We start from the raw sequence: 14,225 nt of genomic DNA on the forward strand, positions 1-14,225 counted from the left end.
CATGTCCCTACGTCTGCTTTCCGGCGATCCTCCGCGCAGCATGGTGCTGGGCGCGCTGCTGATCGCGGTGGCGCTGCTGCTGCTTGCCGCGCCGTTCCTGTTCCCCGGACCGAAGTCGCTCGCGGTCGCGGCCAAGATCCTGGTGTTCATCGTGCTGGTGGCCAGCTACGACCTGCTGCTGGGCTATACCGGCATCGTCAGCTTCGCGCACACCATGTTCTTCGGCATCGGCGCCTATGGCGTGGCCATCGCCAGCGTGCGGCTGGAACCGGGCTGGACCGCGGTGCTGGCCGGCGCCGCCGGCGGCCTGGCGGTGTCGCTGGCCTTCGCGCTGCTGATCGGGCTGGCAAGCCTGCGCGTGCGCGCCATCTTCTACGCCATGATCACGCTGGCCGTGGCCGCCGCCTTCCAGACGCTGGTATCGCAGCTGTCGGATCTGACGGGCGGCGAGGACGGGCTGAACTTCAAGGTGCCGCAGATGCTGCGCCCCGCTTTCCGTCCCTTGTCCGAACCGCTGTTCGGCGTGACGGTGGACGGACGCATCATCACCTACTACCTGATCGCCGCGGTCGCCGTCGTGCTGTTCCTGCTGCTGCTGCGCATCGTCAATTCGCCGTTCGGCCGCGTGCTGCAGGCCATCCGCGAAAATCCGTTCCGCGCCGAGGCCATCGGCTACCGCACGGTGCTGTACCGCAGCCTGTCCAACCTGCTGGCGGCCGCCTTCGCCACGCTGGCCGGCGCGCTCTACGCGCTCTGGCTGCGCTACAACGGGCCGGACACCTCGCTGTCGTTCGAGATCATGCTGAACATCCTGCTGATGCTGGTGATCGGCGGCATGGGCACCATGTACGGCGCGGTGATCGGCGCGAGCCTGTTCGTGTTCGCGCAAAGCTATCTGCAGGACGGCCTGCACCTGATCCACGAAACCGTGGCGGGCGTGGCGCCGCTGGCGCTGCTGTTCGAGCCTGACCGCTGGCTGCTGTGGCTGGGCATCCTGTTCGTGGTGTCGGTGTATTACTTTCCGACGGGGATCGCGGGACGGCTCAGGGAACTGGCGAAACGGCGATAAGCCGGCGCGCTTGCCGCGCCGGCGCCTCGGTGGCCACGGTTCCCGGACTCAGGCAAAAGCTGCTGCTGCCTGCTTTCGCCTGGCCATCCACGGCCTCGCGCCGCGCGCTATTTCACGCGGCTGCGCACATCCTCCACGCTGCGCTTTACGTCATCCACGCGCCGTTGCAGATCGTCGATCTTGCGGCTGCTGGAATCCGCGTTGCTGTTCAACTGCGACACGCTGCGCGACAGTTTCTCCAGCTCGTTCTTTTGGCTGTCCGCATTGCGGCTCAGCTTGTCCAGGTCGTTGCGCTGGCCGTCGCTGCTGCGGCCGCCGTCGCCCTGCTTGCGCTCCAGCGCCGACAGTTTCTGTGTCTGTTCTTCCAGCTTGCGGCTCAGCTCCTCGTTCTTGCGCCGCAATTCCGTCAACGCATCGGCCTGCTCGCTGATCTGGCGGGTCAACTTGCTGACCTCCATGCCGGCACGCACTTGACCGTCGCTACCGATAACGACCACGCTCTCGCTGAAGGGGCGCTGCACGGTGACGTCCTTCAATTGCACGCTATTGAGATCAGCCTGCGCTGCCGGCGCCATCAAGACCAGCACCATCGGAACAACGCCGCAAGCGGCCACGAACTTACCCACAGATCCACGCATGTTTCACGCTCCTGCCGACTGAAGTCCGGGCACGCGGAATGCGTGCCCGCGAGAGTTGTAACAGGCGGGATCGAGGCCGGGAATACCCTGGTTCCGGACAGTTGCTACGCTGGGTTTCAGAGTTGGGGTATGCGCCGAAGGCGGCCCCTCAACGCGACGGCGTGCTCAAGGTATTGGCATTGCGCAGCATGCCGTCCACCTTGCGCTGCATGGCATCGACCTGGCGCCGCGCATCCATCGTGCCGTCCAGGCGCGAGCCGGCCGGCGCGGGGGCCAGCTTCGGCATGGAAGGCGGCGGCTGATCGGCCGAACTCCGGCTCAGCGGAATCGTGCCTGCCGGCGCTGCGCGCGGACCCGGCGTCTGATTGAACAAGCGTTCCAATGCCTGCAAGCGCATGCGTTGTTCGTCGACGGCGCGCTCCTGTCCGGCGAGCGCCAGCTCGTCCTCGTCTTGCGTGCCAAAAATGGCGGCATGGTCACGTGAGTCTGCGGGAAACTGCACACGCGGGTCGGGGCCGGCCGTCAGGGCATTGTTGCCCCGCTTGTCGATGGGCATCGGCACATCGCCAGGCGATGCGACGGACCTGTCCACGCCAATTTGAGCACCAGGATTTGCGACGCCGGCCTTGGCAGCCGGTCCGGCCAGCCCCTGTTCCGCCACCGGCATCGCTGGCGTGGGCGCCGCGCCCACGGGCTCTGCGGGCAGCGACTGCGCCGCGGATATCGTCCAGGCTGCCGTGCATGCAAACACGCTCATGCCGCACGCCGCGCGTGTGATCCGCTTGAAGCCTGAAAAACGGCGGCCCATGTCTTTGCCCTGCTCCACATTGCCTGATTGCGCGCGTCGCAACGGACGCGCCGGACGAAAAAAAACGGCAAGGGTTTGATCCCTTGCCGTTTTATATCAGAACGGCATGCCGTCCCGATGCACTGCTACTTAGATGATACGCGCGGCTTCAACCAGACGCACCACACGCCACGACTTCGAGCGCGAGATGGGACGGCCTTCAGCGATTTCGACGGTATCGCCTTCGTTGTACTGGTTCGACTCATCGTGCGCCTTGTACTTCGCGGAGCGCATGATGATCTTGCCGAAGATGGGGTGCTTGACGCGGCGCTCAACGAGCACGACGACAGTCTTGTCCATCTTGTTGCTGACGACCTTGCCAACCAGCGTGCGCTGGCGCTTGGCCACTTGGGTGTTTTGAGTTTCGCTCATCTTTATTTCCCTGCCTTCTCGGTCAGCAAGGTACGCACGCGCGCGATGTCGCGGCGCACGTTACGCAGCTGGCTGGTGTTGGCAAGCTGCTGCGTGGCCTTCTGCATACGCAGACCGAATTGTGCCTTCAGCAGGCTTTCGAGCTCTTTGCCGAGCTCGGCGGCGTCTTTCGAACGGAGTTCGCTGGCTTTCATGTCTTAGTACTCCTTAAGCACCGATATGACGCGCGACGAACGTGGTCGAAATCGGCAGCTTGGCAGCGGCCAGGCGGAAAGCTTCACGCGCGAGCTCTTCGCTAACCCCTTCCATTTCGTAGAGCACCTTGCCGGGCTGAATTTCGGCGACCCAGTACTCCGGGTTGCCCTTACCGTTACCCATACGGACTTCGGCAGGCTTCTGCGAGATCGGCTTGTCCGGGAAAATCCGGATCCAGATGCGGCCGCCACGCTTGATGTGACGGTTGATGGCACGACGAGCGGCTTCGATCTGGCGGGCGGTCAGACGGCCACGGCCGGTGGCCTTCAGACCGAATTCGCCGAACGACACGTGGGTGCCGCGAGTCGCCAGACCGGTGTTGCGGCCCTTTTGCTCTTTGCGATACTTTCTGCGAGAGGGTTGCAGCATGGTTATTCTCCTTCAGGAGCCGGAGCCGCGTCCGCCTTGCGGGGACCACGGCCACGACCACCCGGACGACCGGTGCGAGCACCTTCCGGACGATCGCCACGCGGAGCGCGGCGCGGACGGCGTTCTTCTTCACGCGGGGCGGCGGTTTCCGGCGGCAGTTCGCCGTTGGCCAGCATGTCGCCCTTGTAGACCCAGACCTTGATGCCGATCACACCGTAGGTGGTGTGGGCTTCGGAGGTGCCGTAGTCGATGTTCGCCTTCAGCGTGTGCAGCGGCACACGGCCTTCGCGATACCACTCGGTGCGAGCGATTTCGATGCCGTTCAGACGGCCCGACGACATGATCTTGATGCCCTGGGCACCCAGACGCATGGCGTTCTGCATCGCACGCTTCATGGCGCGACGGAACATGATGCGCTTTTCGAGCTGTTGCGAGATCGAATCGGCGATCAGTTGAGCATCGGTTTCCGGCTTGCGGATTTCTTCGATGTTCACGTGCACCGGCACGCCCATCAGGCGTTGCAGATCAGCCTTCAGGCTTTCGATGTCTTCGCCACGCTTGCCGATCACCACGCCCGGACGAGCCGAGTAGACGGTGATGCGGGCATTCTTGGCGGGACGCTCGATGATCACGCGACCAACGGAGGCGCTCTTGAGCTTCTTCTTCAGGTACTCGCGGACGCGAATGTCTTCGGCCAGCATGGCGCCGAAGGCCTTGTCGTCGGCGAACCAACGCGAGGACCAGTTACGGGTGACCGCGAGACGGAACCCAGTGGGGTGAATTTTCTGACCCATCGTGACTCCTTAAGCTCCGACCTTGACCGTGATGTGGCAGGTCTGCTTCTCGATACGGTTGCCGCGTCCCTTGGCGCGAGCGGAGAAGCGCTTCATCGACTGAGCCTTGTCCACGAAAATCGTGGTGACCTTCAGTTCGTCGATATCGGCGCCGTCGTTGTGCTCGGCGTTGGCGATGGCGGACTCGACAGCCTTCTTCAGGATGGCGGCGGCCTTCTTCGGCGAGAAGGTGAGGATTTCCAGCGCACGGCCGACCTTCTGGCCGCGGATCAGGTCCGCAACCAGGCGAGTCTTTTGTGCGGAGATGTGAACCCCACGGATAATGGCAGTAGTTTCCATCGCTTACCTCTTCGCCTTCTTGTCCGCGGCGTGACCCTTGAACGTACGGGTCAGCGCGAACTCGCCCAGCTTGTGACCGACCATGTTCTCGTTGATGTAAACGGGAACATGCTGCTTGCCGTTGTGCACAGCGATCGTCAGACCGATGAACTCGGGCAGGATCGTGGAACGGCGCGACCAGGTCTTGATCGGCTTCTTGTCTTTGCCCGCGACGGCCGTGTCCACCTTTTTGATCAGGTGAGCGTCGACAAACGGGCCTTTCTTGATCGAACGTGACATAGTGTTCGCCTCTTACTTGCGCTTGCGCCGTTGGACGATCATATTGTTCGTCCGCTTGTTGCGACGGGTCTTGAAACCCTTCGCCGGAGTGCCCCACGGGCTGACCGGCTCGCGTGCTTCACCGGTACGGCCTTCGCCGCCACCGTGCGGGTGATCGACCGGGTTCATGGCCACGCCACGAACCGTCGGGCGGACACCGCGCCAACGCATTGCACCGGCCTTGCCGATCTGGCGCAGGCTGTGTTCTTCGTTACCGACTTCACCGATGGTGGCGCGGCACTCGATGTGCACGCGGCGCACTTCACCCGAGCGCAGACGAACCTGGGCGTACGTGCCTTCGCGGGCCAGCAGGACGGCGGAAGCGCCGGCCGAACGGACCATCTGAGCACCTTTGCCGGGGATCATTTCCACGCAGTGGATGGTGGTACCCACCGGGATGTTGCGGATCGGCAGCGTGTTGCCGGCGCGGATCGGGGCTTCGATGCCCGAGACCAGCGTGGCGCCCACTTCCAGGCCACGGGGAGCGATGATGTAACGACGTTCGCCGTCGGCGTAGCACAGCAGAGCGATGTGCGCCGTACGGTTCGGGTCATATTCCAGACGCTCGACCTTTGCCGGGATGCCATCCTTGTCGCGACGGAAGTCGACGACACGGTAGTGTTGCTTGTGACCACCGCCACGATGACGGACGGTGATGTGGCCGTTGTTGTTACGGCCCGAGCCACGTGTCTTCTTTTCGAGCAGCGGCGCGTAAGGCTCGCCCTTGTGCAGGTTCGGGCTGACAACCTTCACCATGCCACGGCGGCCAGCCGAAGTCGGCTTAACTTTTACGAGGGCCATTTACTTCACCTCCGCAAAGTCGATTTCCTGGCCGTCCTTGAGCGAGACGTAGGCCTTGCGCTCATTGCGACGGCGGCCGACGAAACGGCCAAAGCGCTTGACTTTGCCCTTACGGTTGAGGACCTGCACGGACTCGACCTGCACCTTGAAGAGCAGTTCGACGGCAGCCTTGATTTCCGGCTTGGTAGCGTCAGCCACGACACGGAAAGCGACTTGCTGATTCTTCTCAGCGACGAACGTGGCCTTTTCGGTCACGATCGGAGCCAGAATGACTTGCATCAAGCGTTCAGCGTTCATCCCAGCATCTCCTCGAGTTGAGCGATGGCCGGCTTGGTGATCAGCACTTTCTTGTAGTGGACCAGCGACAACGGATCGGCGTAACGGGGCTCGACCACGGCAACGTGCGGCAGGTTGCGGGTGGCGAGGTAAACATTTTCATCGACGTTGTCGGTGATGATCAGCACCGAATCCAGGCCCAGGCTCTTCAGCTTGGCGGCAGCCAGCTTGGTCTTGGGGGATTCGAGGTCGAACGATTCGACGACGGCGATGCGGTCTTCGCGGGCCAGCTGCGACAGGATCGAGCGGATACCGGCGCGGTACATCTTCTTGTTGACCTTCTGGCTGAAGTTTTCTTCAGGCGAGTTCGGGAAGATGCGACCACCACCACGCCACAGCGGCGACGAGGTCATACCGGCGCGAGCGCGACCGGTACCCTTCTGGCGCCAGGGCTTCTTGGTGGAGTGCTTGACTTCGGAACGGTCCTTCTGGGCGCGGTTACCGGCACGGGCGTTGGCTTGGAAAGCCACGACGACCTGGTGAATCAGCGCTTCGTTGAAGTCACGACCAAAAATCGTGTCGGGCGCGCTGAACGTAGCGGCAGCCTGACCTTGTTCGTTCAGGAGCTTGAGATCCATTTACTTACGCTCCCTTCTTGGCCGGGGCCTTGATGGCCGGGCGCACGACGATATCGGAGCCAGCGTGGCCGGGGACGGCGCCCTTGACCAGCAGCAGGCCGCGCTCGGCGTCAACGCGAACGACGTCCAGGTTCTGGACGGTGCGGGTGACGTCGCCCAGGTGACCAGCCATGCGCTTACCCGGGAAAATACGGCCCGGATCTTGAGCTTGGCCGATCGAGCCCGGCACGCGGTGCGAACGGGAGTTACCGTGCGACGCGCGTTGCGAACCGAAGTTGTGGCGCTTGATGGTACCGGCGAAACCCTTACCGATGGTGGTGCCCGTCACGTCGACCTGTTGGCCGGCTTCGAACACGGATTCCACGGCGATGACGGCGCCAGCCGCGAATTCAGCGGCGCGGGCGGGGTCGAGGCGGAACTCTTTCAGGATGCTGCCGGCTTCAGTGCCGGCCTTGGCGTAGTGGCCCGTTTGCGGCTGAGCCACACGCGAGGCACGACGGGTGCCATAAGCCACCTGGATCGCGGCGTAGCCGTCGGTTTCCAGCGACTTAACCTGGGTCACACGGTTGTTCGACACGTCCAGCACGGTCACCGGGATGGATTCACCTTCCTCGGTAAAAATGCGGGTCATGCCGACCTTGCGACCCACCAGACCCAGCCGGTGAGCGGCGGGCGTGGGTGTCGAATTCGACATCGTTTTCTCCATTCCCGACTGCGATTGGTCGGGGCTAATCGGGCAAAAGGTAACGGCCTTTGCCCTACGACTATGTGCAACCTGATCCGGGCTTTCCGGGCGTTTCCCTTGCGGGTTTCCTTACGGATTCCAGCAAAAGACCTGCAACGCAAAGCGTCAGACCATAGTTAGACTTGCCACAAAATGGCAAGCTTCGCATATTAGCATGTTTTTTTCAGGTAGCACAAGCACTTAGCGCGTTTTCCGTGTCTGGCGCGCGACGCGGAGCGGGCGGACCGACGCAGGGCATGCATGGCGGCGCTCCAAGGAATCGCCACCTTTCATCCTGATCAATTGCTGACCAGCGCCTTGCCGGCAAAGTAAGTGCCTGCTAACAACCGTGCCCTGCTCCCGGCCGCCGCGACGGCGTCCAGACCGGCGCCCAAAACAAAATGGCCGCAGTCCCGAAGGATTGCGGCCATTTTTCACAGGTCGACGGGCGAAGGTCGCCAACCTGCCACGCCTACTTACTGCAGCGCGATTTCGACGTCGACGCCAGCCGGCAGGTCCAGACGCATCAGGGCGTCAACGGTCTTGTCGGTGGGATCAACGATGTCCATCAAGCGCTGGTGCGTGCGGATTTCGAACTGGTCGCGCGACGTCTTGTTGACGTGCGGCGAACGCAGCACGTCATAGCGACGGATGCGCGTGGGCAGCGGCACCGGACCACGGACGACGGCGCCCGTGCGCTTGGCGGTATCAACGATTTCGGCGGCCGATTGATCGATCAGCTTGTAATCGAAGGCTTTCAAGCGGATGCGGATCTTTTGGTTTTTCATGGCGTTTCCTAAAGAACGAGTGGCGAGGGCGCGGTGCGCCCCCGCTGGGTAGGTGCTGCTTGCGATCCGATTACTTCAGGATCTTGGCGACGACGCCGGCGCCGACGGTACGACCGCCTTCACGGATGGCGAAGCGCAGGCCTTCTTCCATGGCGATGGGGGCCAGCAGCTTGACGGTCATCGTCACGTTGTCGCCCGGCAGAACCATTTCCTTGTCGGCCGGCAGGTCGATCGTACCGGTCACGTCCGTCGTGCGGAAGTAGAACTGGGGACGATAGCCGTTGAAGAACGGGGTGTGGCGGCCGCCTTCTTCCTTGGACAGGATGTACACCTCGGACGTGAAGTCCGTGTGCGGGGTGATCGAGCCCGGCTTGGCCAGAACCTGGCCGCGCTGGACGTCTTCACGCTTGGTGCCGCGCAGCAGGATGCCCACGTTGTCGCCGGCTTGACCTTGGTCCAGCAGCTTGCGGAACATTTCCACGCCCGTGCAGGTCGTCTTGACCGTCGGGGTGATACCGACGATTTCGATTTCCTCGCCGACCTTGATGATGCCGCGTTCGATACGGCCGGTCACCACGGTGCCGCGACCCGAGATCGAGAACACGTCTTCCACCGGCATCAGGAACGCGCCGTCAACGGCACGCTCAGGCGTCGGGATGTAGGTGTCCAGGGCTTGGGCCAGGGCCAGGATGGCCTGCTCGCCCAGCTCGCCCTTGTCGCCTTCCAGCGCCAGCTTGGCCGAACCCTTGACGATCGGGGTGTCGTCGCCCGGGAAGTCGTACTTGGACAGCAGTTCACGAACTTCCATTTCCACCAGCTCGAGCAGCTCGGCGTCGTCGACCATGTCAGCCTTGTTCAGGAAGACGATGATGTACGGCACGCCGACCTGGCGCGACAGCAGGATGTGCTCGCGGGTCTGCGGCATCGGGCCGTCAGCGGCCGACACGACCAGGATCGCGCCGTCCATCTGGGCGGCGCCCGTGATCATGTTCTTGACGTAGTCGGCGTGGCCCGGGCAGTCAACGTGCGCGTAGTGACGCGATTCCGTTTCGTACTCGACGTGCGCGGTGTTGATGGTGATGCCGCGTGCCTTTTCTTCAGGAGCTGCATCGATCTGGTCGTAGCCCTTGGCTTCGCCGCCGAACTTGGTCGACAGAACCGTCGTGATGGCCGCGGTCAGGGTGGTCTTGCCGTGGTCAACGTGGCCGATGGTGCCGACGTTCACGTGCGGCTTGGTACGTTCAAACTTGCCTTTTGCCATGATCTCTATCCTTTGACTTTCAAGGAAATTTCGATATTTGCCGCGCCGCCTTTTGGGCGGACGCGGCGAGGGTTATTTACTTGGCCCGAGCGGCGATGACTTCGTCAGCGACGTTCTTGGGGGCCTCGGAGTAATGCTTGAATTCCATCGTGTACGTGGCACGACCTTGCGTCAGCGAACGCAGGTTCGTGGCGTAACCGAACATCTCGGCCAGCGGAACTTCGGCCTTGATGACCTTGCCGCCGCCAACCATGTCGTCCATGCCCTGAACCATGCCGCGACGCGAGGACAGATCGCCCATCACGGTACCGGCGTAGTCTTCAGGCGTTTCGACTTCAACGGCCATCATGGGCTCGAGCAGCACGGGGCTGGCCTTGCGCATGCCTTCCTTGAAGCCCATCGAGCCGGCCATCTTGAACGCGTTTTCGTTCGAGTCCACGTCGTGGTACGAGCCGAAGAACAGCGTGACCTTGACGTCCACGACCGGGTAACCGGCCAGGATGCCCGACGGCAGGGTTTCCTGGATGCCCTTGTCCACCGCGGGGATGAACTCGCGCGGCACCACGCCACCCTTGATGGCGTCCACGAACTCGTAGCCGCCACCCGGGGGCAGAGGTTCGACCTTCAGGACCACGTGACCGTACTGGCCGCGACCGCCCGACTGCTTGACGAACTTGCCTTCGACTTCGTCGCAGGTCTTGCGGATCGTTTCGCGGTAGGCCACCTGCGGCTTGCCGACGTTGGCTTCCACGCCGAATTCGCGCTTCATGCGATCGACGATGATTTCCAGGTGCAGCTCGCCCATGCCCGAAATGATGGTCTGGCCGGATTCTTCGTCGCTGCGCACGCGGAACGACGGATCTTCCTGCGCCAGGCGCGACAGCGCCAGGCCCATCTTTTCCTGGTCAGCCTTGGACTTGGGTTCCACGGCCTGCGAGATCACGGGCTCGGGGAATTCCATGCGTTCCAGCGTGACGTGCGAGTCGACGTCGCACAGCGTTTCGCCGGTCGTCACGTCCTTCAGGCCCACCACGGCGGCGATGTCGCCGGCCAGAACTTCCTTGATTTCCTCGCGGTTGTTCGCGTGCATCTGCAGGATGCGGCCGATACGTTCCTTCTTGCCCTTGATCGGGTTGTAGACCGTGTCGCCCGACTTCAGAACGCCCGAGTAAACGCGCACGAAGGTCAGCTGACCCACGAACGGGTCGGTCATCAGCTTGAACGCCAGGGCGGAGAACTTCTCGCCGTCGTCGGCTTGACGCTTGACTTCGTTGCCGTCGTCATCGGTGCCTTCGACCGGGGGGATGTCCACGGGCGACGGCAGGTAGTCGATGACGGCGTCGAGCATGCGCTGCACGCCCTTGTTTTTGAAGGCGGTGCCGCACAGCATCGGCTGGATTTCGCCGGCGATGGTGCGTTGACGGATGGCCGTGTTGATCTCGGCTTCGTCCAGCGCGCCGGTCTCGAGGTACTTGTTCATCAGTTCCTCGGACGACTCGGCGGCGGCCTCGACCAGCTTCTCGCGCCATTCTTCGGCAGCGCCTTGCAGCTCGGCCGGAATGTCTTCGTAGTCGAACTTGATGCCTTGGCTGGCTTCGTCCCAGATGATGGCCTTCATCTTGACCAGGTCGATGACGCCCTTGAACGAGTCTTCGGCGCCGATCGGGATCACGATGGGCACGGGATTGGCGCGCAGGCGGTTCTTCAGCTGGTCATAGACCTTGAAGAAGTTGGCGCCGGTGCGGTCCATCTTGTTGACGAAGGCCAGACGCGGCACGCCGTACTTGTTGGCTTGGCGCCACACGGTTTCGGACTGAGGCTGAACACCGCCCACCGCGCAGTAGACCATGCAGGCACCGTCCAGGACGCGCATGGAACGTTCCACCTCGATGGTGAAGTCCACGTGTCCCGGGGTGTCGATGATGTTGATGCGGTGTTCGGGGTAGTTCTTGGCCATGCCACGCCAAAACGCCGTCGTAGCAGCCGACGTAATGGTGATGCCACGCTCTTGCTCTTGCTCCATCCAGTCCATGGTGGCTGCGCCATCATGCACTTCGCCAATCTTGTGATTGACGCCGGTGTAGAACAGGATGCGTTCGGTCGTGGTGGTTTTCCCTGCATCGATGTGCGCAGAGATGCCAATGTTGCGATAGCGCTCGATCGGGGTTTTGCGGGCCATGGTGGGTAGTCCTTAAATTACCAGCGGAAATGGCTGAAAGCCTTGTTGGCTTCGGCCATCTTGTGCGTGTCTTCGCGCTTCTTCATCGCGGCGCCACGACCTTCGGACGCATCGATCAGTTCGCCAGCCAGACGCAGATCCATCGACTTCTCGCCACGCTTCTTGGCGGCTTCACGGAGCCAACGCATAGCCAGGGCCAGGCGGCGCACGGGGCGCACTTCAACCGGCACTTGGTAGTTGGCACCGCCAACGCGGCGGCTCTTCACTTCGACGATCGGCTTGATGTTGTTGATCGCCGTGCTGAACACCTCGATCGGCTCCTTGCCGGTCTTGGTGGCGACTTGCTCGAGGGCACCGTAAACGATGCGCTCGGCGACGGCCTTCTTGCCGTCCAGCATGACGACGTTCATGAACTTGGCGAGCTCGACGCTGCCGAACTTGGGATCGGGCAGAATCTCGCGCTTGGGTACTTCGCGACGACGGGGCATTGTTGCTTCCTTGTGTCTGTTCAGTTGAACCGTGTTTCATTACACGGCCATGGCCGCCCATTACAGTGACGGCCCCTTACGTGCTGCACACTATTCCAGCTTCCACTGGCGCAGCTGCACACTTTCCGGTCTGCGGAACATCCGCGGCCGGGGTACTGCGATACAGCGATTAAGCCTTCTTCGGACGCTTGGCGCCGTACTTCGAGCGGGCTTGCTTACGGTCCTTGACGCCTTGCAGGTCGAGGGAACCGCGCACGATGTGATAACGCACACCGGGCAAGTCCTTCACACGACCGCCACGCACCAGAACGACCGAGTGCTCTTGCAGGTTGTGGCCTTCACCGCCGATGTACGAAATGACTTCGTAACCGTTGGTCAGACGCACCTTGGCGACCTTACGCAGAGCGGAGTTCGGCTTCTTGGGGGTGGTGGTGTACACGCGGGTGCACACGCCGCGGCGTTGCGGGCAGTTTTCGAGCGCGGGGCTCTTGCTCTTGATGATGCTGACTTCGCGCGGCTTGCGCACGAGTTGGCTGATGGTAGGCATGACCTTTGAAATCCCTTTTACGTACCACTGGTAAGTACTTACGTACTCGTCTCTTCGAGCGATATGCTCTCGGAGAAGGCGGCTCGCGCAAGACCGCCTCTAACGTCAGATACGTAAAAGAGCGGGCCTGCCAGCAAACCATGGAACGCGCAGTACCGGAAACTGCGGAAAGCGAGGCGGCCACGGCATGTATCACATGAGCATGCATCGCATGCCTGTACACACACCTGGCTGCGGGGCGGGACGGCTCGTGACGCACCTCCTGACCCTGCGGTGACCTGCAAGAAGCAAGCCATGCCTGTCCTTTCCACCTTTTTTCCGCGCCCGAAAACCATACGGGCTCTGCGCGCAAATAAAGCAGTAAGCCCTTTAGCATAACTTGGAAAGCGCTGCACTGTCAAAGAACTTTATATGCGCAGCGCAGCGGCGTGTTGGCGGCAGAAGACAGCCGATTCGGCGTAGCTGATCGGAAATGGGGCCGCATTACGCGCAAGAAGCGCGCCCGTGACAGGCTCAAGGAGCACGGCTGCGGCCTGACCGCAGGGCGGAGAATCCAAGGCTAACCGGCAATCCGGCGGAACGGCATGAACGCGCAGCGCCCAGGGGCGTCCGGCCATTGCCGGCACGGCACGGCACGGCTCGGTGCGACGCACGCTGCCGAAGGACCCTATTGGTCGGCGAACAGGTAGCCGCTGCCGTACACGGTACGGATGGGCAGCATCACGCCGGCCAGCTCGGCCTTGCGCCGCAGGCGGCTGACGATCACGTCGATGCTGCGCGAGCCGCTGGAGCGGGCGCCGCCGCCTTCGACACGCAGCTCATCGCCCAATTCATTGCGGCCGACCGCCCTCCCCGCCACTTCCAGCAGCGAGCGGACGATCAGGCGTTCGTTGGCCGACAGCGAGATGGCGGTGCCCGACGGCGCGACCAGCGTCCAGCCCTGGTCGCGCAGTTCCCACTGCCCGCTGGCGGCGCCGTCCGCGCCTGCGGCCGGCTGTCCCACGGGCAGGCGGCGCGCCAGCGCCAGCAGCATGCAGGCCAGTTCGCGCGGATCCTGCGCGCCGGGCAGGCAGGCGTCGGCGCCGCTTTGCAGGCAACGCAAGCGGTCATCCAGCGAAAGCGCCTTGCCGGTCACGATGATGCCCAGCGCCGAAGAGCCATGCAGCCGGGCGATCAGGGCGTAGCCAATTTCGCCCAGGGCATCCACATCGAGTACGACGGCGTCGTGGACGCCGCTATTCAACAAGCCGAACAGTTCGAGAGAAGTCGAACAGCCGCGGGCCGAAATGCCAGCCTGCAGCAGCGCCGAAACGGCAGCAGTGCGAGCCTGCTCGTCCGGCGACATCATAAGTATGCGCAGTTGATTCATTTTCCATCCCACCCCAACCCCAAGTCCCGCATCGCCGCCGGCTTGTCATGCCTGGCGGCGGGCGACGCAGTTGAGACAGTGTGGCGGCTTGTTGCGCAACAACTCCAGTCAAGATTCGTCAAGTTTGCAAAGTTTGACGGTTGTTGGCATGAC

Annotated in this window: 19 protein-coding genes; 1 reads left to right on the forward strand and 18 read right to left on the reverse strand. The window is 62.7% G+C overall.

Features of this window, described 5'->3' with window-relative positions:
* Position 1 precedes the first annotated feature (1 nt).
* Entirely contained in the window at positions 2-1,069 is a 1,068-nt protein-coding gene (locus C2U31_RS04415) for a branched-chain amino acid ABC transporter permease (protein ID WP_103271736.1), read from the forward strand.
* Between the two features lie 107 nt (positions 1,070-1,176).
* On the opposite strand, the gene C2U31_RS04420 is transcribed toward C2U31_RS04415, so the two are convergent.
* The 18 genes from C2U31_RS04420 to C2U31_RS04505 form a co-directional block, all read right to left on the reverse strand.
* A complete protein-coding gene (locus C2U31_RS04420) occupies positions 1,177-1,707 on the reverse strand; it encodes a hypothetical protein (RefSeq protein WP_158658310.1) in 531 nt (176 codons plus the stop codon).
* Positions 1,708-1,855: 148 nt separating this feature from the next.
* The gene (locus C2U31_RS04425) at positions 1,856-2,557 is read right to left on the reverse strand and encodes a hypothetical protein (protein ID WP_233772645.1); all 702 of its coding nucleotides are present in this window, start codon (positions 2,555-2,557) and stop codon (positions 1,856-1,858) included.
* A gap of 87 nt (positions 2,558-2,644) precedes the next feature.
* Positions 2,645-2,926 carry a 30S ribosomal protein S17 gene (gene rpsQ / locus C2U31_RS04430; protein ID WP_006216549.1) on the reverse strand — a complete coding sequence of 94 codons (282 nt, stop codon included), beginning with the start codon at positions 2,924-2,926 and terminating at the stop codon, positions 2,645-2,647.
* Positions 2,927-2,928: 2 nt separating this feature from the next.
* On the reverse strand, positions 2,929-3,120 hold the full coding sequence (gene rpmC / locus C2U31_RS04435) for a 50S ribosomal protein L29 (RefSeq protein ID WP_003806912.1): 192 nt from the start codon (positions 3,118-3,120) through the stop codon (positions 2,929-2,931).
* Positions 3,121-3,133: 13 nt separating this feature from the next.
* The gene (rplP, locus tag C2U31_RS04440; RefSeq protein ID WP_006389610.1) at positions 3,134-3,550 is read right to left on the reverse strand and encodes a 50S ribosomal protein L16; all 417 of its coding nucleotides are present in this window, start codon (positions 3,548-3,550) and stop codon (positions 3,134-3,136) included.
* A 2-nt stretch (positions 3,551-3,552) separates the two neighbouring features.
* Positions 3,553-4,344, reverse strand: a complete 792-nt coding sequence (gene rpsC / locus C2U31_RS04445; RefSeq protein WP_103271738.1) for a 30S ribosomal protein S3 — start codon at positions 4,342-4,344, stop codon at positions 3,553-3,555.
* 9 nt (positions 4,345-4,353) lie between these two features.
* Positions 4,354-4,683 carry a 50S ribosomal protein L22 gene (gene rplV / locus C2U31_RS04450; RefSeq protein WP_006389608.1) on the reverse strand — a complete coding sequence of 110 codons (330 nt, stop codon included), beginning with the start codon at positions 4,681-4,683 and terminating at the stop codon, positions 4,354-4,356.
* Between the two features lie 3 nt (positions 4,684-4,686).
* Positions 4,687-4,962: a 30S ribosomal protein S19 gene (gene rpsS, locus C2U31_RS04455; protein ID WP_006216555.1), complete on the reverse strand. Its 276-nt coding sequence runs from the start codon at positions 4,960-4,962 to the stop codon at positions 4,687-4,689.
* A 12-nt stretch (positions 4,963-4,974) separates the two neighbouring features.
* Complete coding sequence (gene rplB / locus C2U31_RS04460) at positions 4,975-5,802, reverse strand: 50S ribosomal protein L2 (protein ID WP_103271739.1); 828 nt, start codon at positions 5,800-5,802, stop codon at positions 4,975-4,977.
* Positions 5,803-6,099, reverse strand: coding sequence for a 50S ribosomal protein L23 (gene rplW, locus C2U31_RS04465; RefSeq protein WP_006216557.1), 297 nt, complete (start codon positions 6,097-6,099; stop codon positions 5,803-5,805).
* A complete protein-coding gene (gene rplD / locus C2U31_RS04470; protein ID WP_103271740.1) occupies positions 6,096-6,716 on the reverse strand; it encodes a 50S ribosomal protein L4 in 621 nt (206 codons plus the stop codon). The genes rplW and rplD overlap by 4 nt, the downstream gene beginning before the upstream one ends.
* A gap of 4 nt (positions 6,717-6,720) precedes the next feature.
* A complete protein-coding gene (gene rplC, locus C2U31_RS04475; protein ID WP_199770953.1) occupies positions 6,721-7,410 on the reverse strand; it encodes a 50S ribosomal protein L3 in 690 nt (229 codons plus the stop codon).
* A gap of 506 nt (positions 7,411-7,916) precedes the next feature.
* Positions 7,917-8,228, reverse strand: coding sequence for a 30S ribosomal protein S10 (rpsJ, locus tag C2U31_RS04480; RefSeq protein ID WP_003806903.1), 312 nt, complete (start codon positions 8,226-8,228; stop codon positions 7,917-7,919).
* A 70-nt stretch (positions 8,229-8,298) separates the two neighbouring features.
* Positions 8,299-9,489, reverse strand: a complete 1,191-nt coding sequence (gene tuf, locus C2U31_RS04485; protein WP_103271742.1) for an elongation factor Tu — start codon at positions 9,487-9,489, stop codon at positions 8,299-8,301.
* A 76-nt stretch (positions 9,490-9,565) separates the two neighbouring features.
* Positions 9,566-11,668: an elongation factor G gene (gene fusA, locus C2U31_RS04490; RefSeq protein ID WP_103271743.1), complete on the reverse strand. Its 2,103-nt coding sequence runs from the start codon at positions 11,666-11,668 to the stop codon at positions 9,566-9,568.
* A 17-nt stretch (positions 11,669-11,685) separates the two neighbouring features.
* Positions 11,686-12,156 carry a 30S ribosomal protein S7 gene (gene rpsG, locus C2U31_RS04495; protein WP_103271744.1) on the reverse strand — a complete coding sequence of 157 codons (471 nt, stop codon included), beginning with the start codon at positions 12,154-12,156 and terminating at the stop codon, positions 11,686-11,688.
* Positions 12,157-12,325: 169 nt separating this feature from the next.
* The gene (gene rpsL, locus C2U31_RS04500) at positions 12,326-12,703 is read right to left on the reverse strand and encodes a 30S ribosomal protein S12 (RefSeq protein WP_005017264.1); all 378 of its coding nucleotides are present in this window, start codon (positions 12,701-12,703) and stop codon (positions 12,326-12,328) included.
* 667 nt (positions 12,704-13,370) lie between these two features.
* The gene (locus C2U31_RS04505) at positions 13,371-14,072 is read right to left on the reverse strand and encodes a response regulator transcription factor (RefSeq protein ID WP_103271745.1); all 702 of its coding nucleotides are present in this window, start codon (positions 14,070-14,072) and stop codon (positions 13,371-13,373) included.
* Positions 14,073-14,225 lie beyond the last annotated feature (153 nt).

Source organism: Achromobacter sp. AONIH1, assembly GCF_002902905.1.
Lineage (GTDB): Bacteria > Pseudomonadota > Gammaproteobacteria > Burkholderiales > Burkholderiaceae_B > Achromobacter.